At 65.4% G+C, this 18,263-nt stretch carries 16 protein-coding genes and 1 pseudogene; 8 read left to right on the top strand and 9 right to left on the bottom strand.

The genetic code is table 11. From position 1 onward, the window contains the following. Positions 1–308: 308 nt before the first annotated feature. The 3 genes from JOF47_RS06555 to mtnN all read left to right on the top strand — a co-directional run bounded on the left by JOF47_RS06555 (position 309) and on the right by mtnN (position 3,384). Positions 309–1,673 (top strand): MFS transporter, encoded by a 1,365-nt coding sequence (locus tag JOF47_RS06555; protein WP_342592722.1) that lies wholly within the window; start codon positions 309–311, stop codon positions 1,671–1,673. 491 nt (positions 1,674–2,164) lie between these two features. Continuing rightward, the gene (locus JOF47_RS06550; RefSeq protein ID WP_425354913.1) at positions 2,165–2,617 is read left to right on the top strand and encodes an S-ribosylhomocysteine lyase; all 453 of its coding nucleotides are present in this window, start codon (positions 2,165–2,167) and stop codon (positions 2,615–2,617) included. Then, positions 2,614–3,384 (top strand): 5'-methylthioadenosine/S-adenosylhomocysteine nucleosidase, encoded by a 771-nt coding sequence (gene mtnN / locus JOF47_RS06545; protein WP_209996763.1) that lies wholly within the window; start codon positions 2,614–2,616, stop codon positions 3,382–3,384. The genes JOF47_RS06550 and mtnN overlap by 4 nt, the downstream gene beginning before the upstream one ends. A gap of 124 nt (positions 3,385–3,508) precedes the next feature. Here mtnN and lplAB read toward each other — a convergent pair whose 3' ends face one another. The 3 genes from lplAB to JOF47_RS06530 all read right to left on the bottom strand — a co-directional run bounded on the left by lplAB (position 3,509) and on the right by JOF47_RS06530 (position 6,496). Beyond that, positions 3,509–4,576 (bottom strand): lipoate-protein ligase LplAB, encoded by a 1,068-nt coding sequence (gene lplAB, locus JOF47_RS06540; protein WP_209996761.1) that lies wholly within the window; start codon positions 4,574–4,576, stop codon positions 3,509–3,511. 57 nt (positions 4,577–4,633) lie between these two features. After that, complete coding sequence (locus tag JOF47_RS06535) at positions 4,634–5,881, bottom strand: heparan-alpha-glucosaminide N-acetyltransferase domain-containing protein (protein ID WP_209996758.1); 1,248 nt, start codon at positions 5,879–5,881, stop codon at positions 4,634–4,636. A 357-nt stretch (positions 5,882–6,238) separates the two neighbouring features. Beyond that, a complete protein-coding gene (locus JOF47_RS06530; RefSeq protein WP_209996756.1) occupies positions 6,239–6,496 on the bottom strand; it encodes a type B 50S ribosomal protein L31 in 258 nt (85 codons plus the stop codon). A gap of 300 nt (positions 6,497–6,796) precedes the next feature. Between JOF47_RS06530 and JOF47_RS06525 the strand changes: the two genes are divergently transcribed. Next, positions 6,797–7,648, top strand: a complete 852-nt coding sequence (locus JOF47_RS06525) for a DNA/RNA non-specific endonuclease (protein ID WP_245356284.1) — start codon at positions 6,797–6,799, stop codon at positions 7,646–7,648. Between the two features lie 13 nt (positions 7,649–7,661). On the opposite strand, the gene JOF47_RS06520 is transcribed toward JOF47_RS06525, so the two are convergent. The 3 genes from JOF47_RS06520 to JOF47_RS06510 are packed head-to-tail and all read right to left on the bottom strand — an operon-like array spanning position 7,662 to position 10,125. Continuing rightward, on the bottom strand, positions 7,662–8,519 hold the full coding sequence (locus tag JOF47_RS06520; RefSeq protein ID WP_209996752.1) for a TrmH family RNA methyltransferase: 858 nt from the start codon (positions 8,517–8,519) through the stop codon (positions 7,662–7,664). 1 nt (position 8,520) lies between these two features. After that, on the bottom strand, positions 8,521–9,324 hold the full coding sequence (locus tag JOF47_RS06515) for a sulfite exporter TauE/SafE family protein (RefSeq protein ID WP_209996751.1): 804 nt from the start codon (positions 9,322–9,324) through the stop codon (positions 8,521–8,523). A gap of 15 nt (positions 9,325–9,339) precedes the next feature. Continuing rightward, positions 9,340–10,125, bottom strand: coding sequence for an ABC transporter ATP-binding protein (locus tag JOF47_RS06510; protein ID WP_209996749.1), 786 nt, complete (start codon positions 10,123–10,125; stop codon positions 9,340–9,342). 118 nt (positions 10,126–10,243) lie between these two features. Here JOF47_RS06510 and serB point away from each other — a divergent pair, with 118 nt between their 5' ends. The 4 genes and pseudogenes from serB to JOF47_RS22295 all read left to right on the top strand — a co-directional run bounded on the left by serB (position 10,244) and on the right by JOF47_RS22295 (position 16,015). Further along, positions 10,244–11,152: a phosphoserine phosphatase SerB gene (gene serB, locus JOF47_RS06505; RefSeq protein ID WP_209996747.1), complete on the top strand. Its 909-nt coding sequence runs from the start codon at positions 10,244–10,246 to the stop codon at positions 11,150–11,152. Between the two features lie 158 nt (positions 11,153–11,310). Further along, positions 11,311–13,002, top strand: coding sequence for a VanW family protein (locus tag JOF47_RS06500; protein WP_209996745.1), 1,692 nt, complete (start codon positions 11,311–11,313; stop codon positions 13,000–13,002). A gap of 865 nt (positions 13,003–13,867) precedes the next feature. Continuing rightward, positions 13,868–14,185: pseudogene (locus tag JOF47_RS22475) on the top strand (DUF1036 domain-containing protein); the annotation flags it as partial. A gap of 768 nt (positions 14,186–14,953) precedes the next feature. Next, positions 14,954–16,015: an FUSC family protein gene (locus JOF47_RS22295; RefSeq protein WP_342592721.1), complete on the top strand. Its 1,062-nt coding sequence runs from the start codon at positions 14,954–14,956 to the stop codon at positions 16,013–16,015. A gap of 312 nt (positions 16,016–16,327) precedes the next feature. On the opposite strand, the gene JOF47_RS06485 is transcribed toward JOF47_RS22295, so the two are convergent. The 3 genes from JOF47_RS06485 to JOF47_RS06475 form a co-directional block, all read right to left on the bottom strand. After that, a complete protein-coding gene (locus JOF47_RS06485; protein ID WP_209996743.1) occupies positions 16,328–16,486 on the bottom strand; it encodes a hypothetical protein in 159 nt (52 codons plus the stop codon). A 130-nt stretch (positions 16,487–16,616) separates the two neighbouring features. Continuing rightward, a complete protein-coding gene (locus JOF47_RS06480; RefSeq protein ID WP_209996741.1) occupies positions 16,617–17,360 on the bottom strand; it encodes an SDR family oxidoreductase in 744 nt (247 codons plus the stop codon). Positions 17,361–17,541: 181 nt separating this feature from the next. Further along, positions 17,542–18,006 (bottom strand): GatB/YqeY domain-containing protein, encoded by a 465-nt coding sequence (locus JOF47_RS06475; RefSeq protein ID WP_209996739.1) that lies wholly within the window; start codon positions 18,004–18,006, stop codon positions 17,542–17,544. Between the last annotated feature and the right edge of the window lie 257 nt (positions 18,007–18,263).

Here is an 18,263-nt window from a genome sequence, read left to right as displayed (position 1 = left end):
GCGGCCGAGGCATCTCGGTCATGGCCGCAGTCCTGCCGGATGCGCCGTCGGAGGATCGGGTTCCCGGCCGGATCGTGGCCGGGCTCCGGCCGGGAGGGTTCCCCGGCGTCCGGCCCTGGATGGGGCTCATGGTCTTCGTGACACCGAGGGGCATCGCGCCCCTATCATTCGGCGGCCCGCAAGCCGTAAAATTGGCGTTGTCGCGGGCCATGAGGCCGGCCACCATCCCGTCCGCCACCTCTTGGCCGTGGCCATCGACGATTGGCCTGCCCCGACCGGGCCCGTCGATTCCGGACGGAGGAATCCTCGTGAACACCAGCCCGACAGACACAGGCCGCATGACCCCGCAACAGCGCCGGGTGGCAGGGGCCACCATGATCGGCACGACGGTGGAGTGGTACGACTACTTCATCTACGCCAACGCCGCCGCCCTGGTCCTGGCCCCGTTGTTCTTCTCCCCGCTGCAGGGGCCGATGGCCTCGATCGTCTCATTCGCCACCGTGGGCATCAGCTTCCTGTTCCGCCCCCTCGGGGCCGTCATCATGGGCCGGGTGGGCGACCGGTACGGCCGCCGGATCGTGCTGATCATCACCCTGATCCTCATGGGCCTGGGCACCACCCTCATCGGCGTCCTGCCCACCTACGCCACCATCGGGGTGTGGGCCCCGATCCTGCTGGTTCTCCTGCGCATCATCCAGGGATTCTCCGCCGGCGGCGAATGGGGCGGGGCGGCGCTGATGGCCGTCGAACACGCCCCGGCCGAACGCCGCGGCAAATTCGGGGCCTTCCCCCAGCTTGGCGTTCCCGCCGGGATGCTTCTGGCTTCCGGGGTCACGGCAATCTTCGCCGCCGCACTCACCGACGAGCAGTTCCTGGCCTGGGGCTGGCGGGTGCCTTTCCTCCTGAGTTTCGTGCTGATCCTGATCGGCCACTACATCCGCACCCGGGTCGAGGAGTCCCCGGTGTTCCACGAGCTGGAGGCCACGAAACAGACCGAGACCGCGCCGCTGTCCACCCTCTTCCGCGAGCACCCCACGAAGGTCGTCCAGGCCACGCTCGTCTTCATGGGCAACAACGCCGCCGGCTACATGCTCACCGGCGGCTTCATCCTGGGCTACGCCACCACGCGCCTGGAGATGAACGCCGGGACCATCCTCAACATCATCACCCTCGGCTCGGTGGCCTGGCTGGTCTCCACCTGGGTCTCCGGGGTGCTCTCGGACCGCATCGGCCGGCGCAAGATGTACATCATCGGTTGGGTGTGCATGCTCGCCTGGCTGTACCCGCTCTTCCTGCTCATCGACACCGGCGAGGTGGTCCTCGTCGTCCTCGCCCTGGTGGTCTTCGGCGCGGTCATGGGCCTGTCCTACGGACCGCTTCCGGCGCTGTATGCCGAGCTGTTCCCCGCCCGCATCCGGCTCAGCGGCGCCTCCATCAGCTACGCGATCGGTGCGGTGCTCGGCGGGGCCTTCGCCCCCACGATCGCCACCGCGCTGGTGGGCACGTTCAACACCACCCTCGCCGTCTCGACGTACCTGTTCCTGCTCGCGGCGGCCTCGCTGGTCGCCACCCTGACCCTGGAGGACCGCACCGGGACCGACCTGTACCCGCAGGACATCAAGCTGCAGCCGTTGGAGGACGACGACACCCCCGGCCCCACGCACAACCTCTGAGAGTGATGCCTCGAGTCAAGCCACTGGCGTTGGCGGGGCCGCACGTCACAGACACTTATCCCGTCGCCGCGGAGCGCCCGGGTTGGGCCGGCACCGCAGGGACTCTCACCCTCCACGGAGACCAGAACCAGTCCCTCGCCGGCCCGCTATCGATAGATCGGCATCGTCGGGCCAACGAAAGTGCTCCGGTCCACCCGCGATACCTCATCAGGGAACCAGTCGAACCCTGCGACCTGCACATCACTGAGAAAATCAACCGCCACCAATTCAACAGCCGCCTGGCACCATAGCGTGAAATTCCGCACCGGTCCCCTCGACCCTCGAGCCAATTGAGCCGCGCTGCGCGCACCGACCGTGCGAAGCCCGGCAGTGCCGCGCACACACCCGGCTCACAGGCGCCGCCAGCTACCATTGAGGTGGCAAAGAACCTGCCACGAGTTTGTCCGGCTTCGATTCCCACGCATGAAAGCGCAATCATGACCCCTTCACGCATGAACGTAGAGTCCTTCAACCTTGACCACCGCACGGTCTCGGCACCGTATGTGCGCGTGGCCGACCGCAAGGAACTCCCGCACGGAGACGTTATTACCAAATATGACGTGCGGTTCACCCAGCCAAATGTTGCCCATTTGGAGATGAAGGCAATCCACTCACTCGAGCACCTCTTCGCCGAGCACTCCCGCAACCATTCATCCTCCGTCGTAGACTTCTCCCCGATGGGTTGCCAGACCGGCTACTACCTCATTCTGCAGGGCGAGCCCGACGTTGCCGCCGTCGTGGACCTGATCGAGGCCACCCTCACCGACGTGCTGGATGCCACCGAGGTCCCCGCGGCCAACGAGGTCCAATGCGGCTGGGGCGAAAACCACTCCCTCGAGGCCGCCCAGGATGCCGCCCGGGAATTCCTGGCGCAGCGCGCCGTCTGGGAGCAGGTCTCCGAATGAGCGCGGTCGATGTCATTGTCATCGCGGCCATGGAAGAGGAAATCACCCCGTTCCTCCAGCGTGCCGCGGAGGTCAGCGAGCCGGTTCGGGTCGGCAACGCGATCCACCGCAGCGGCCGGCTCAACGGCCTGAACGCCATCTTCGTCCAGAGCGGCATCGGCCTGGTCAACGCCTCGGGCGCGGCCACGGCCGCACTGCTGCAGGCGAACAGGGACGATGCGGATGCACCGGCCCCCTTGGTCGTCAGTGCCGGCAGCGCCGGCGGGCTTGGCAATTCCGTGCGGGTGGGCGACGTTGTCATCGGCACCGTGAACGTCAACGCGGACGCCGATGCGCGCGCCTTCGGCTACGAACTCGGGCAGGTGCCGGGCATGCCGGCCTCCTACCCGGTGCCGGATTCCTTGGTGGAGGCCAGCAAAATCGGGGCGCCCGGATACGGCATCGTGGCCACGGTGCACCACGGACTCATCGTTTCCAGCTACTCGTTTGTCGGCATTGACCGTGCGGCGATCATCAAGGGCCAGTTCGACCAGGTCCTGGCGACGGACATGGAATCGTCGGCCATCGCGCAGACCTGCCGGGCATTCAACGCCCCGTTCCTGGCCATCCGCGGCATCTCCGACCTCTGCGGGCCGGCGTCCGACGCGGACTTCCTGACGCACGTCGACGACGCCGCCGAGCGCTCGGCCGAGATTGCCACGGCGGTCATCGGGTCCTGGATTGCGGCCGGGGCACCCCGGGCGGAGTTGGAGCCAGCGTTCGCATGACCCCCGGGCACAACAAGCGCCCTTAGTAGACGAGTGTGGCCCTCCGGCAGTTCCGGAGGGCCACACTCGTCTACGAGACTTTTGGGGGCCGGGCCGGCAACGCCCGGCACCGCAGGGCTTGCGCCTACGGAACGCGTGCCGTCCATTCCTCGGTGGTGAACTTCGTTTCGGCCAGATCCTTGGCGGCGGCCAGCGTCGCCTCGTCGAGCGTGCCGGGCACCGCCGCGTACTTGGCGGCAAAGGTTCGGCGCATCGTCTCGATGAGTTCCATGCGGCCCATGTCGGCCTGCCGCTTGAGCGGGTCCACGCGCTTGACCGCCGAGGCGATGCCCTTGTCGGAGATCTTCTCGCGTCCGATACGCAGCACCTTCAGCATCTTTTCCGCGTCGATGTCGTAGCTCATGGTCACGTGGTGTAGCACCACGCCGCCGGCCAGGCGCTTCTGTGCCGCCCCGCCGATCTTGCCGGTGTCCGTGGCGATGTCGTTCAGCGGCTTGTAGTGCGCCTTGACCCCGATGGATGCCAGCGCCTCCATGACCCAGACATCGAGGAACGGGTAGGAATCGGCGAAGCTCATGCCGTCCACCAGCGAGCCGGGCAGGTACAGCGAGTAGGTGATGCAGTTCCCGGCCTCCATGAACATGGCCCCGCCTCCGCTGATCCTTCGGACCACCTGGATGCCGTAGGCTGCGGCCGCATCGGCGTCGACCTCGTTGCGCAGCGACTGGAAAGAACCGATGACAACGCCCGAGTCGGCCCAGTCCCAGAACCTCAGGGTCGGTCCGCGGGTTCCGGCGGCAACCTGCCGGGCTATCACCTCGTCGAGGGCGACGTTCTGGGCGATCGGCAACACCGAGGGGGCTATGACCTCCCACAGGTGGTCGGCCCACGCGGTGGCGTGGCCCAGGGCGCGGCGGACCACGCGTGCCACGGCGTCGGAATCGAACCCGAACATCACTGCGTCGGCGCGCAGCCCCGCCTTCACGGCGTCGCGGATCACCGAATGCTCTACGTCCTGCGGCAGCCCGATGAGCGCCGCGTTCAGATCCTCGAGGGCATCGTCGGGTTCCAGGAAAAAGTCCCCGTTGATCGAGGCTGCGGCGATGGCCCCGTCCTCGACCCTCAGGTCGGCAACCACCAACTTGCCGCCGACAACCTTGTATTCACCGTGATGCGTGTAGCCCAAATCCATGGTTTCAATCCTATGTCCACGGGGCACGGTTCCCCGCTTCGCATCCGGCGTCAGCATCTACGGCCCCGACGGCCTTGCCGCCCCGGGCCTGTCCGAGTCCTGTTTGTCCGGGTCCGGTTTGCCCGCCTTGGTGGTTTCCTTGCCGAGCACCGCGTTCCTGGCACGCGTGGCGACGGCGGAGACAGCCGACTCCAACGGCCCGCGACCGGCAAGGTTGCGCCAGAGGACGCCGAAGAGCAGCGCTGCGCCGACCTGCAGCCCGAAGGAAGCGAACGGTTCCTCCCCCAGCACTCCGCTGGCCAGGAACAACAGGTGCCCGGAGTACAGAGTCAGTGTCATGCTGCCGGCCGGGGCCAGCACATCGATGATCTGGTGGATGTACTTGCCGGCCAGTATCAGTACGCCAAGGGCCACCATGCTGGTGCCGATGGTGTGCAGCAGTTCCAGCGGCATGGAGGAGTACGGGGAGGCCGCCACCAGCCAGGCCCAGTCGTCCTCGTCGACCGGCGGGTCTTCGCCCGCTACGAGCAACCCGGCGGACTCCCCCGGGGACAGCTGCAGAACGCCTATCATCAGCAGCCACGAGAGCGCCCAGGCCGCCGCGGCAAGGCACGCGCCGCCTGCGGCCAACCAGGCCGCAATCCGGCGTGAGCTCAGGTCCAGCTTGCCGATAGCCAGGCCGGCGCACATGTAGGCCATCCACGGCACCGCCGGGTAGAAGCCTGTGAACAGCAGTTGCCCGACGGTCGAGAACGGTTCGGTGAACAACGTGCCGAAGGTGAGGTTGTCCTCCTCCGGAGCGGGTATCACGTTTCGCACGGCCTGCAGCAGGATCGGGCCCCCGATCGCGAAGACCGCCGACAGGACGGCCAGCACCCGCGGGGTGAGCCCCAGCAGCGGCACCGCCAGCAGGAACATGACACCGTAGTAGGCCAGGATGATCTCGACGTCGGGACCGGCGTATGCCAGCAGCATCCCGATGGCCATAATGACAAGCGCGCGGGCGGCGACCCCGGCCATGGCCGCCTTCAGCGGCCGCCCGCGAAGGGGGCGCGTCCCGCCGGAGCTGAACGCCAGCGAGACCCCGGCCAGCAGGGCGAAGAGCGCGGATGCCCTGCCCGCAAAGAGGACCCATGTCAGGGAAGGATTGCCCCCGGAATGTTCCTCGGGCAGCACGTGGATTCCCATCATGCCGATCAAGGCCAAGCAACGCGCCGCATCAATTGCGGTGACGCGCTTCCTGCCGGAAGGCTTGGCCTGCTGTTCGCCGGGCTCGGGTACGCGGGGATTTGCGGCATTGAACATGGTTGACCTCTATGAACCTCCGCCGGCGCGAGAACGACTGCGGATGGAACGGGCCCCGGTGCCGGAGTTGCTGCCGCAATCGTACTTCCGGACCGGGCCGGCGGCAACGAATGGGCCTGCGGTCGGTTTGCCCAATTCATCGCCACAAGTCGCGGCACCGCCTGGACCTACCCCATCCGGCACGCCCGGCCAAATCCCGGGCACCACCGAGAATCCCCGGGCGGGCACCGACCTGCCGGCCTTCTCGAACGGCAGGAAACCCGGGAACTGCTCGATTCGGCAGGCCGGGAAAACGTAGTTAAAAAGCAACGGGACCTTCCCGAAGGAAGATCCCGTTGCAGGCGTGAAGGCGAAGAATTACTTCTTGGCGCCGAAGCCCTTGAAGCGAGCGTTGAAGCGCTCGACGCGTCCGGCGGAGTCCATGATGCGCTGCTTGCCCGTGTAGAACGGGTGCGAAGCGGCGGAGATTTCGACGTCGATAACCGGGTAGGTGTTGCCGTCTTCCCACTCGATGGTCTTGTTGCTCTTGGCCGTCGAACGGGTCAAGAACTTCTCGCCCGAGGCGAGGTCGTTGAACACCATGGTGTTGTACTGCGGGTGAATATCAGCCTTCATGCTAAAAACCTTTGTTCGCGTCACTGGATTTTGCCAGCGACCAAAATTTGCGTCAAACCGGCCCGTGAGGTCACGAAGCCGACATTCCAGTATAGCGGAGCGCCCAAGCAATTTTCCACCCGACCTCATCCGCTGGATAAACACCGGAACCCAGGAAGCCTTCGCACCCGGAAGCGTCTTGTTCGGCGTTGCGCCTGCCCGTCGTGAAGGCGTCGCCCCTTGGGTATGCTGGTCGCATCCGCAGGAGGTGGCAGAATGCCGTGCAACACGGCGCCACCGTCGAAAGGGGCTCTGGCTGGCATGTCCGCACACTCGCACGAATCCGAGGCAACAATCCCGCGCAGCGGGTACGCACCGGATTTCCTTGGCACCTGGGTCGGGTTTCCGATCATGGACCCCGGCATGGAAAGTGACGCGGTCAAGTGGGAAGGTTCGGAAGCCATCCCCTACACCCACTTTTCGCTGGCCCTGAGCAAGTCGCGGCGGTTCGCCCGCTGGGTCGCCTGGAACATCGACGGGAGCAGCATCAAGATGCTCAGCCGCAGTAACCTCGAGTTCTCCAAGGATCCGCGGTTGCCTGCCGACGCGCAGACCGGCAACGAACTCTACATCGACAACCGGCTGGACCGCGGACACATTGCCCGCCGGGCCGACCTGCTCTGGGGCGACCAGGCGGAGGCACGCCAGGCGAACAAGGACTCGTTCTACTACAGCAACATCACCCCGCAGATGGAGGACTTCAACCAGAGCAGCCAGCAAGGCATTTGGGGCCGGCTGGAGAATGCCCTGTATGCGGATGTCGAGGTTGAAAGACTCAGGGTCAGCGTCTTCGGCGGGCCGGTCTTTCGCGAGGACGACCGCATCTACCGTGGCACGGCACTGCCCTCGGAGTACTGGAAGCTCCTGGCCTTCCAGGAAAACGGCGTGTTGAAGGCCCGGGCGTTCCTGCTGACACAGGACCTTGTCCAGCTCAGGGCTCTTCTGGCCCTGGACGAATTCCGGGTCTACCAGATCACCTTGGCCGAGCTCGAGGCTCGCACGCAGCTCCGTTTCCCCCGGACCCTGCACGACGCCGAACCCCTGCCGGCTCTCGCAGTCCCCTTCTTCGGGGAAATAAGACCCTTGGCGAGCACCTCCGACATCCGCTGGTGATGCCCGCCGGCGGCTAACGGCTGCGCAGCTCCCAGAAAGCGACGGCCGAGGCCGCGGCGACATTCAGCGAGTCGACGCCCGGGCGCATCGGGATCATCACCGTGCGGTCGGCCATTTCCAGCGCCGCGGGGCTCACCCCGGCCCCCTCGGTGCCGAGGACCAGCGCGAGTTTCTCGCTGTGCATCGCGGCCACCTCGTCGATGCCCTGCGAATGCGATGTCAGTTCCATGGCCGCGATGTCGAAGCCCGCGGCGCGCAACTCCGCGACGTCGTCCGGCCAGGATTCCAGGCGTACCCAGGGGACCTGGAACACCGCGCCCATGCTCACCCGGATGGAGCGGCGGTACAGCGGGTCCGCGCAGCGCGGGGTGATCAGCACTGCGTCGATGCCCAGTGCGGCGGCGGAACGGAAGATCGCGCCCAGGTTGGTGTGGTCGACGATGTCCTCGAGGATCGCCACGCGCTTGGCCGCCGGCAACACCTGGTCCAGGGTCAGCGGTTCGGGCCTGTTCATGGCCGCCAGCGCGCCGCGGTGCAGGTGGAACCCGGTGATGGATTCTAGCACGGCGTCCTCGCCGGCGAAGATCGGCACCTCCGGGTGTTCTTCGAACACGTCGGTGAGCGATTCCAGCCACTTGTTCGCCATGAAGAACGAGCGCGGCTTGTGCCCGGCGGCCAGCGCGCGGCGCAGCACCTTTGAGCTTTCGGCGATGTAGCGCCCGTGTTCGGGGTCGGTGCGTTGGCGCAGCGCCGCGTCGGACAGCGCCACGTAGTCGGACACGCGGGGGTCGCCCGCGTCCTGGACGATGACAAGCCTGTCCCCCAGCTGCGCGCGCAGGGCGGAGATGTCGGCGGGCGGTTTCTGGCTCATGTCAGGCTCCGGAGAAAAGTTTGGCGACCATGGTGGCCAGCGCCACCAGGCCCAGGATGACGATCACGGCCCGTAGCCAGCCCGGGGAAAGCCTGCGCCCCACCCTGGCCCCGATGAATCCGCCGATCAGCGAGCCCGCCGCGATCAGGATGACGACCGGCCAGCTGATGCGTTCGGGCGCGAAGATCAGGTAGGAGGCCGCGGCGACCAGGTTGACCACCAGGGTCAGGACCACCTTGATCGCGTTGGACTGCTGCAGCGAGGCGTGCAGGAAGACCCCGAACACGGCCATCAGCAAGATGCCCTGCGCCGCGGTGAAGTAGCCGCCGTAGATGCCGATCAGGAACACCAGCACGTAGAGCAGCGGGGACACCGTCGCGCGGTTCGCCTCGTCCGGGTCCACCCCGACGGAAACGGCCTGCCGCTTCTTGGCCCAGGCGGAGAGCCGCGGCTGGAAGATGACAAGCAACAGCGCCACCACGATCAGCACCGGGGCGACGTATGAGAAGACCGCCTCCGGCAGATGCAGCAGCAGGTAGGCGCCGACCAACCCGCCGGCCAGGGAGACCGGCATGAGCTTGAGCAGCGTGCTGCCCACGCTGGCAGCCTCGCGCCGGTAGCCCCAGGCCCCGGAGAAGCCGCCGGCCACCAGGCCCATGGCGTTTGAGACCACGGCGTTCACCGGGGGGAACCCGAGGGCCACCAGCACCGGGAAGGTGACAAGGGTGCCGGAGCCGACGATGGTGTTGATGGTGCCGGCCCACAGGCCGGCGAAGAAGATGACTATCTCACGCCAGTACTCCACCGCAGACCCCGCGCCCTAGTGCTTGGCGACGGCGCTGTAGCGGCCGTTTTCGGCGCGCAGGCTCAGCGGCACGGCGAAGGTCTCGGAGAGGTTTTCCTCGGTGAGGGTCTCGGCGATCGGGCCGGCGGCAACCAGCTTCCCGTCGCGCAGCAACATGGCGTGGGTGAATCCCGGGGGGACCTCTTCAAGGTGGTGGGTGACCAACACCATGGCGGGGGCTTCCTCGTCGTTTGCCAGTTCGCTCAGGCGGGCCACCAGGTCCTCGCGGCCGGCAAGGTCCAGGCCGGCGCCGGGCTCGTCAAGCAGCAGCAGTTCCGGGTCGGTCATCAACGCGCGGGCAATCTGCACGCGCTTGCGTTCACCCTCGGAGAGGGTGACAAACGGGCGGTTGATCATGGTGGACATGCCCCAGTCGTGCAGCAGGGCAAACGCGCGGCGTTCGTCAAGCTTTTCATAGTCCTCGCGCCAGCGTCCGGTCATGCCGTAGGAGGCGGTCAGCACCACATTGAGCACCGTCTCGTGCTCCGGGATGTGGTTGGCGAGGGCAGCCGAGGACAGGCCGATGCGAGGGCGCAGCTCGAAGACGTCGACGGCTCCGAGCACCTCGCCCAGCACGCCGGCAACACCGCGCGTGGGGTGCATGCGCGCACCGGCGATCTGCAGCAGCGTGGTTTTTCCGGCGCCGTTGGGCCCGAGTACGACCCACCGCTCACCCTCTTTAACTTGCCAGTTGATGTCCGTCAGTAAGTCTTTGCGTCCGCGTACAACGCAGACGTCGGCCAGGCCCAGCACTTCATTCATGGGTAAAACACTAGGCCAGCCACCCGCTTTTGACCCAACCGACGCCCGGTTCCACACATGCTGCAACATTTGGGCCGCGGTTTTGGGCAGAATGCGCCGCCGCGGGAGAATGGGAACCATGCATCCCACTGCCTTCATTGTGTTCCATTCCGCTGCCCCGCACCCGGTCGAGCCGGCCAGGCTTCGCTCCACCTTGGCCGCCGCGGGCCACCGCGTGCTCAGTGAGGAGCCGTTCGAAGACCCCGGGCGCAGCGGTTCCCGCTGGGAGGTCACCGGCAGCGTCCGGCAGCTCCGCGCCCTGGTAAACCCGCTCGATGGAAACAATGCGCGCTCCGAGGACCCAGCGGTCCGCGCACTGAGCATTTCCGTGGTGCCGTCCGAGCTGGTGCGCGCACCGAAGATGCTGCTGGTCATGGACGTGGACTCCACGCTGATCAAGCAGGAGGTCATCGAGTTGCTCGCGGCGCACGCGGGCTGCGAGGACGAGGTCACCGAGGTGACGGAGGCCGCCATGCGCGGCGACCTGGATTTCGCCCAGTCGCTGCATACCCGCGTGAAGATGCTGGCCGGGCTGGACGTCGCGGTGATCGAGCAAGTGCGTTCGATAATCGAGCTCAGCGACGGCGCCCGCGAACTCATCGCCTCGTTCAAGGCGGCCGGCCACCACGTTGCGGTCGTTTCCGGCGGCTTCGCCCAGATCCTGGACCCGCTGGCCGCCGAGCTGGGCCTGGACTTCGCCTGCGCCAACGACCTGGGCATAGAGGACGGCAAGCTGACCGGCACCGTCAACGGCCAGGTCGTCGACCGCGCCTACAAGGAGACCATGTTGCGTGCCTGGGCCGGACAGCTCGGCATCGAGCTCGGGCACACCATTGCCGCGGGCGACGGCGCGAACGACCTTGACATGGTCGGCGCCGCGGGGCTGGGTGTGGCGTTCAACGCAAAGCCGGCGCTACGCGATGCCGCCGACGCCCGGATCGACCTCCCGCGCCTTGACGTCATTGGGAATCTCGTGGGAATCGCATAACGATTTGCCCCGAACACCCGATATTTACTCCGGCGATTGGAGTACACCGGTAAGATTTATTCGGCGGTTGACCACTTTGTTGTGCATCCGCACCCTGACATACGGCACCAAGCCGTGCCATCGATGGAAGAGAAACAGACGTTTTGCTCAGTGAAGAAATGGACAACGTGAAGCGCGGTCGCCAACGCAAGTCCCGGCGCGGTTGGTACATTGCCGGGGCCTCGGCGCTCCTGGCCTGCGGGCTTTACGGCGGCGCCGCGGCGTACGCCGGCACGCAGATTCCCGCGAACACCACCGTCCACGGCGTCAACATCGGCTCACTGTCCCCGGAGGCCGCGCGCCAGCTCCTGGAGAGCAAGCTGAAGCCGCTGGCCACCGAACCCGTCGCGCTGGCCGTCGGCAAGAAGACCGAAAACCTCAAGCCTTCCAAGGCGGGGTTAGCCATCGACGTCGATGCCACGCTCGAGGGCCTGACGGGATTCAACATGAACCCGGCCACGATCGTCGAACGCCTCACCGGCTCCCTGTCCGTGGAACCCGTGACCACCATCGATGAGGCCAAGCTCCGCGAAGCGCTGGTCAAGCTCGCCCCCAAGTTCGCCACCGAGACCGCCGAGGGCAAGCTGGCCTTCGACGGCGCCAAGCCCGAGCTGACCAAGCCCGTGACCGGCATCGAGGTCGACCTCGACGCCGCAGTCAAGACCGTCGGTGCCAGCTGGTTTGCGCCGGTGGACCCCGTCGAGCTGCCCGTCAACAAGCAGGAGCCGAAGGTCTCGACGGAGACCTTCGAGAAGCTGCTCGACGACACCGTCGAGCCGCTGGTCGCCGGCCCGGTCAAGCTGACCGACGGCACCTCGACGGCAAGTCTCTCCCCCGCCCAGCTGGCGGCCGTGACGTCCTTCAAGAACGAGGGCGACAAGGTCACCATGTCCCTGGACACCGACAAGCTCATTGCCGCGGCGGCCGAGGGCGCCGACGGTTTCAAGTCCACGGCCAAGGACGCGCAGATCGTGCTGGCCGGAGGCGCCCCGAAGGTGATCCCGTCGCGGACCGGCAAGTCGATCGACCCCGACGGCCTGGCGGACAAGGTCCTGGCCGCAAGCCAGGATCCGGAGCGCACGGCAAAGATTTCGCTCACCACCGTGGAGCCCGAGCTGACCACCGAGAAGGCCAAGGCCCTGGGCGTGAAGAAGGAAATCGTCCACTTCTCCACCCCGTACCCGGCGGCCGACACCATTCGCACCAAGAACCTGCTGGCAGGTTCACGCCGGCTCAACGGCGTCATCGTGAAGCCGGGCGAGACCTTCTCCCTGGAGAAGGCGCTGGGCCCGATCACGGCCGCCAACGGTTACTACGGTTCCGGCGTCGTGGTCAACGGTTTCGCCACCGAGGCAGTCGGCGGCGGCCTGTCGCAGATCTCGACCCAGATGTACAACGCGGGCTTCCTGGCCGGCTACGACGACATCACCCACAAGCCGCACAGCCGCTGGTTCGACCGCTACCCCGCTGGCCGCGAGGCCACCCTCTGGGAGGGCCAGGTGGACATGGCGTGGAAGAATAACACCCCCTACGCCGTCATGGTCGAGGCCTGGGTCGGCGGCGGCCGGGTCCACACGCGTTTGTGGAGCACCCCGTACTGGAGCGTGACCTCAAAGTCCTCGGCGAAGTACAACTTCACCAACCCGGGCACCGAGCGCAACTCCGCCTCCAATTGCAAGCCGGAAAGCGGCGGCAAGCAGGGCTTCTCCATCAACGTGACTCGCACGCGCACGTCCGCCGAGAAGACGCTGCCGGCCGAGACCAAGTCGTGGACCTACTCGCCGTGGAACAAGGTCGTTTGCGAGAAGTAGCCGCAACGCAGCATTTGCTTTCACAGCATGAGCGAGGCGCCTCCACCCCTTCGGGTGGGGGCGCCTCGCTGTTTCCGGCTGCACCATCGCGGGTCTGGTGGTCGGAGACCAAAATCCCCGATTACAAGTTCGAGGCCTCAAGTTCGGCTCCTTAAAAATACGAACAGGTATTGGGTCTGCCGCTCGGGCCGTACATCTCAAACCTGCAATCGCTCAATGACCACAATAAGATGGCGAGTCATCGAAGAGCGCTTCGTGGATCTCAGGAAATGCATTCGTCAATCCACAACATTGGGGTGCTCCACACATGTCCTGGAACGAAGCCTTGTCTGGCTGGCTGGAGTGACTGGAAATCGCCAGTCGTGACGGGACAAGCTCGACTAGAAGCTCTTGGATCAGAGGGCTTTCCAAGGTGGAGAGCCCCAGGACCAGCGGTCTGGAACCAACATGTGAAACGGAAGAAAAACTGCCATGCCCAACTAACGCCCACATCGGGGAGAGATCTCTCACGTGTCGGTGACGCTTTGTTCGGTAACGCTGCAGTGATGCGTAGTCCGGATACTGGCCCTACGGATTCGCAGAGGAATGGAGACGTGATGAGTGAACTCCGAAGTAATTGGAAGCCGCAGCAGGTGCAGGAGAGCCTTAGCGCGGCAAACGAGAGCCTGCCGGAAGCGCGAACCATTGACAGGTTCCAGGTACGAGGCAGGGCAGGTGGAATGGACTTGCTGTCAGGTGAGGAAATGTATGAGGAGGTCTCGGCCGACGAATCTGGCGGCGTACTCCGTGTTCCACCGGATCCGCCGCAACGCCCCACGGATCAAGGAGGCCTGTGATGTGACTCTACTTCCAGAACGGAACCCAAGACACGCTCTATCTTGCCTACGCATACCACGCTCCCGGTTGCGAGGGCGGCACTGACTGGGCGAAGAAGGGGTGGTACGGTATCGCACCCGGCGGAACCGCGAAGGTTCTCAGCGGTTGGGCCGGGCCAGGCAAGTACTTTGTTTTCGCCGAGAATGAGTCCCGCACCAGGGCGTGGAGCGGACCCTTCTTCACGCAGTTGCCTTCAAGGGCATTCGATTGGTGTTGGCAAACCGGGAGTAGCGACAGCCGTGTGCTTGGTCTTGCCAAGATCGAGGTGGGCTGGGGAATCCTCGATGACACGCTGCGCCTCCACTGACGCAAGGGCGCACAGAACGCTGCAGAATCGACCCGGTGATCTGGTAGGTTCGCGCTGGGGCGGGTGGCTCCGTGACGTGGCCGCAACGGAGCTCAATTCGCGGGGGAATCCATCAGGCAAGGAAAGCAAGCCCCCCAAACAGTTCCCTTCCGAGATCCAATTCGGCCGTGAAGAAGATACCGGTCATCGGCATTAATGCCGCCTTCAAGAAGATCAGTGCCATGGCGCTCTCACGCCAGATGCTGGCCCAGACCTGACGGCTGGAATCCTTGGCCACGGCCGACACCGCCACCAACCACCTCAAGGCCCAGTCATGTCCCGAAGGTTTCCCCCTGACACAATGTAACTGCGTACGTTCATAACATGTGGTGACTTCTGACTGTCTGGACGGTTTTGGGCCGACGCGATCCACATTCTGTACAACCAGCGACTTGCTCTGCTCCGACAGCCGGAACAAGGGCTTGGAACCACCTGGGAAGCACGAAAATAGCTCAACTCCGGTCTCGACTTTGCGTCAGAGGACTACGGCGTTCTTACTACAATGGGAGACCAAGTCGTGGACCTACTCCCCGTGGAACAAGGTCGTCTGCGGCAAGAAGCCGTAGCACAACGCACCTGATTTGGTTCGACGAAGCGTCCCGATCCTCCCCCGTACGGGGCAGGGCCGGGGCGCTTTGTTGGTTCACCGGGCGCTGCGGAATCGAATGCCCGGGACCGCTCCCGTCATCGGATTCCCGCCGAGGGATGCCCGCGTTATAGGGTTTTTCAGTGATCGGGAAGAATGCAAGGCAATGGGGCACGGCAGCCAAGGCGTTCTTCTACATCCCCCCGGCCAGGGGTGAGCACCTCGGTGCGTTGCGGATGTTCGTCGGGCTGGCCATACCTTCCCTGGTCCTGCTCTCCACCGGGCACCACGACTTGGTGATGTACGCGGTGTTCGGCTGCTTCACCGGCATGTACGGGCGCGGCGAGCCGCACCAATTGAGGTTGTTCCACCAGGTTTCCGCCGCGGCGTTCCTGTGCGCCTGCGTGCTTGCCGGGGTTCTGACCTCGGCCGCGAACGTGGGCGACTGGGCATTCGTCGGCATCGAGACGCTGGTGGCAGGAGTCGGTTCGGTGGTCACGGACCGCATGCGGCTGCGCCCGGTGGGCCCGTTCTTTGGCGTCTTTGCCTTCGGCGCCTGTGCCGCCACGCCGCTGGACACGACTCCCTGGGTTCCGGCACTTGTGGCAGTCCTCTCCGCCGTCTGCGCAATCGCCGTCGGGTTTGCCGGCTGGTTCCGGGTCCGCACGTGGCACCCCGGCAAACGCCGGACACCCAGGCCGCACCTCATGCCGACGCTGCCAGAGCACTTGGCCACCGGGGCGATGTACGTGGTTGCCGTCGGATTGGCCGGCTCCCTCGCCACGGCCATGGGCTGGGGCCACCCGTACTGGGCCATGGCCTCCGCCGCCATTCCACTGTCAGCGGCGGGCCTTTCCGCGGGAATGGCACGCGGATTCCACCGCGTCATCGGGACCTATGCCGGCCTGGTGGTTGCCGCCCTGGCCCTCGGCGCTTTCACCCACCCTGTTTTCCTGGTACTGCTGGTCATAGCGCTCCAGTTCCCCACCGAGCTGTACATCATGCGGCATTACGGGCTCTCCCTGGTGTTCTTCACGCCGCTGATCCTGGCCATGACCTACCTGGCGAACCCGGGGCCGCTGCGGGGGCTGGTCCTGGACCGTGCCGCCGAGACAACGATCGGCGCCGTCATCGGCATGCTGGTGCTCTTCCTCTTCATGCGTTGGCGCCGGGAGAAGGCCGTCACGGCGGCCAGCTCGGCTTGACGCCCGGCAACCCGCTGTCACCTGCAACGCAACTGCCCGGGTGCCGTGGGAGCCGCTGGTAGCGTGAATGGGCGATGACCTCTACAAAGCCTCAATCGAAACCCGCCTCGCGGCGGCGCGGCGACCATCGATCGCGCCCGGCCGTCGGATTGGCATCAACGGTGTGCGCGCTTGCGGTGGTGCCGACCATCATCACCTTCATGGTGCTCATACTCGCAGTGTTTCCGCGGTCGATGAGCCGTACGGAGCGGGGAAAATTGTTCTCCTGCTCCAGATTATCCCGATCGCGTATGCCGCCGCGGCGATGGCCTTCTACAGGATGCTGCGGAACACCACGGTCCGCAAGACGTGGCTGCGGGCAACGTTCTTCATCGTCATCGTCAGCGCCACATCGACACCCGCCACGTGGGTGGCCACCGAGGCAGTGGTCGATGAATGGTGCGAATCCCAACCAGGCGGACGTGGATACACGTCAACCGCATCCGCCACCGAAATCCCGTTGCCCTGCCGATAGCCGAGGTGCCCAGCCCGCACCTTAAGACGTGTAGGTCCCCGCTTCCTGTCTCGGAAGCGGGGACCTACGCGTCTGGCTTGATGACTACTACTTCAGGAAGTCCCCTGCGCCACCGACGTATTCGGTGTGGCCGGTTGAAACATCGGCGGTGACCATTGCCGCCACCTCGGCACCGAATTCCTCAACGGAGTACAGCTTGCCGGCGGCGGCGCGGCGGGCCTCGATGGCGCCAGGCTCCGCACGGTCCAGCAGGGTCGCGGTGATGGTGCCCTCGATCATGTCGCCGGAAACCACCACGAAGGTGATGCCCTTGGCTTCAAGCGCGGGGACGAATTCGCGCAATGCAAGTTCGCCGGCACGCTTGGAGCGGGCAACCGGCTCGTAGGCGTCCATGGTCTCGACCTGGTCGATGAAGTGCGCCTGGTGGCTGGTCACGAAGACCACACGGGACCCCGGAGCCATCTTCTCGGTGGCCGCCTGCAACATGGCAACCTGGGCGTCGCGGTTCAGGCGCAGGGCGTAGTCCTCGCCCAGGCCGGACTCCATGCCGCCGGATGCGTTGAGTACCAGCACATCGAGCGAACCAAAGTTCTCGATGGCAGCGTCAACCAAGGCTGCCGGGCCATCGGGAGTGGTGAGGTCGGCACCAACCGCAACTGCGCGGCCGCCTGCTTCGGTGATGGCGGCGACAATCTTGTTGGCGCGCGGTGCCTTCTGGCGGTAGTTGATGACAACGCCGGCACCCTGGGCGGCAAGGATCTTGGCAACTTCTGCGCCAATGCCGCGCGAGGAACCCGTGACGATGGCGCCCTTGGCTGAAAGATCGGTCAATTCTGCTCCTAAAAGTGGTGAAGCGGGAATCCTGCGCTTGGCGCACACGGAACCGGCTTGTCACCGAAAGTTTGGTTAATTCTTACAAAAGTACGTTCTGCTGGTTCAATCCTGCCAGCAGCTGCACAGCGGATGGCTTGTAGGAAACCTCCAAATTTGCCGCCGTGCGATGCCCCGGTGCTTAGGCCAGTGCTGCGCGCACCATTTCGCTGACGGCCTTGCCGTCGAAGCGGCCGGCAACTTCGGCGCTGACCAGCTTCATGACCGATCCCATCGAGCGCATCGACAGCTCAACGCCGTCGGCGCGCAGGGAGGCGATCGCCGAATCGATGATGCCCTGCACCGCGGCCGAATCCAGCGGGGCAGGCAGGTAGGCCTCGATGATCTCCGCCTCCGCGTTTTCCGACGCGGCTCGGTCCAACGCCCCGGCCTCCGTGTAGGTCTGGGCGGTTTCGCGGCGGCGTGCAGCTTCCTTCTGGAGCAAGGCAGTTACAGCGGCGTCGTCGAGCTCAACGGGGGCCTTTCCGCCCTTTTCGCGCGTGTTGATTTCACCAAGCAGGTTCCGCACAGTCATCAGCTCGACACGGTTTCCAGCCTTCAGGTGGTTCTTCATGTCTTCGCGCAGGCGGGTTTTCAGGTTTTCCATGGCGTGGTCTTCTTTCGCTGCTTATCCGGCAAGTACGCAGTGCGGCCGCACCCGTTCCATGCCGGTATCCATTCCAGTTTATTGCCTTGGCCAGGCTTCCGGCACACCCGGCAGATCCCCATACTGGCACCTCACAAGGGCTCGCGGAAATGACGAGGCCTCGGCCGGCGACTCGTGCCCGGCTCCCCCAACGATGACACCGGGCCGGCACGTCGTGGATTGTTTTGGTGGTGAGGATTTTGCCTGACCGGTGTGGG

The organism is Paeniglutamicibacter kerguelensis (assembly GCF_017876535.1).
In the GTDB taxonomy this organism is placed as follows: Bacteria; Actinomycetota; Actinomycetes; order Actinomycetales; family Micrococcaceae; genus Paeniglutamicibacter; species Paeniglutamicibacter kerguelensis.
Note: the sequence above shows the minus strand (reverse complement) of the source record. Positions and strands in the feature narration are given on the sequence as shown.

Coding starts and splice junctions, on each gene's coding strand:
- JOF47_RS06475 (WP_209996739.1), bottom strand. CDS start 18,006: ATGGAAAACCTGAAAACCCGCCTGCGCGAAGACATGAAGAACCACCTG.
- JOF47_RS06510 (WP_209996749.1), bottom strand. CDS start 10,125: ATGAATGAAGTGCTGGGCCTGGCCGACGTCTGCGTTGTACGCGGACGC.
- JOF47_RS06535 (WP_209996758.1), bottom strand. CDS start 5,881: ATGTTCAATGCCGCAAATCCCCGCGTACCCGAGCCCGGCGAACAGCAG.
- mtnN (WP_209996763.1), top strand. CDS start 2,614: ATGAGCGCGGTCGATGTCATTGTCATCGCGGCCATGGAAGAGGAAATC.
- lplAB (WP_209996761.1), bottom strand. CDS start 4,576: ATGGATTTGGGCTACACGCATCACGGTGAATACAAGGTTGTCGGCGGC.
- JOF47_RS06525 (WP_245356284.1), top strand. CDS start 6,797: ATGTCCGCACACTCGCACGAATCCGAGGCAACAATCCCGCGCAGCGGG.
- JOF47_RS06550 (WP_425354913.1), top strand. CDS start 2,165: ATGAACGTAGAGTCCTTCAACCTTGACCACCGCACGGTCTCGGCACCG.
- serB (WP_209996747.1), top strand. CDS start 10,244: ATGCATCCCACTGCCTTCATTGTGTTCCATTCCGCTGCCCCGCACCCG.
- JOF47_RS06520 (WP_209996752.1), bottom strand. CDS start 8,519: ATGAGCCAGAAACCGCCCGCCGACATCTCCGCCCTGCGCGCGCAGCTG.
- JOF47_RS06530 (WP_209996756.1), bottom strand. CDS start 6,496: ATGAAGGCTGATATTCACCCGCAGTACAACACCATGGTGTTCAACGAC.
- JOF47_RS06500 (WP_209996745.1), top strand. CDS start 11,311: ATGGACAACGTGAAGCGCGGTCGCCAACGCAAGTCCCGGCGCGGTTGG.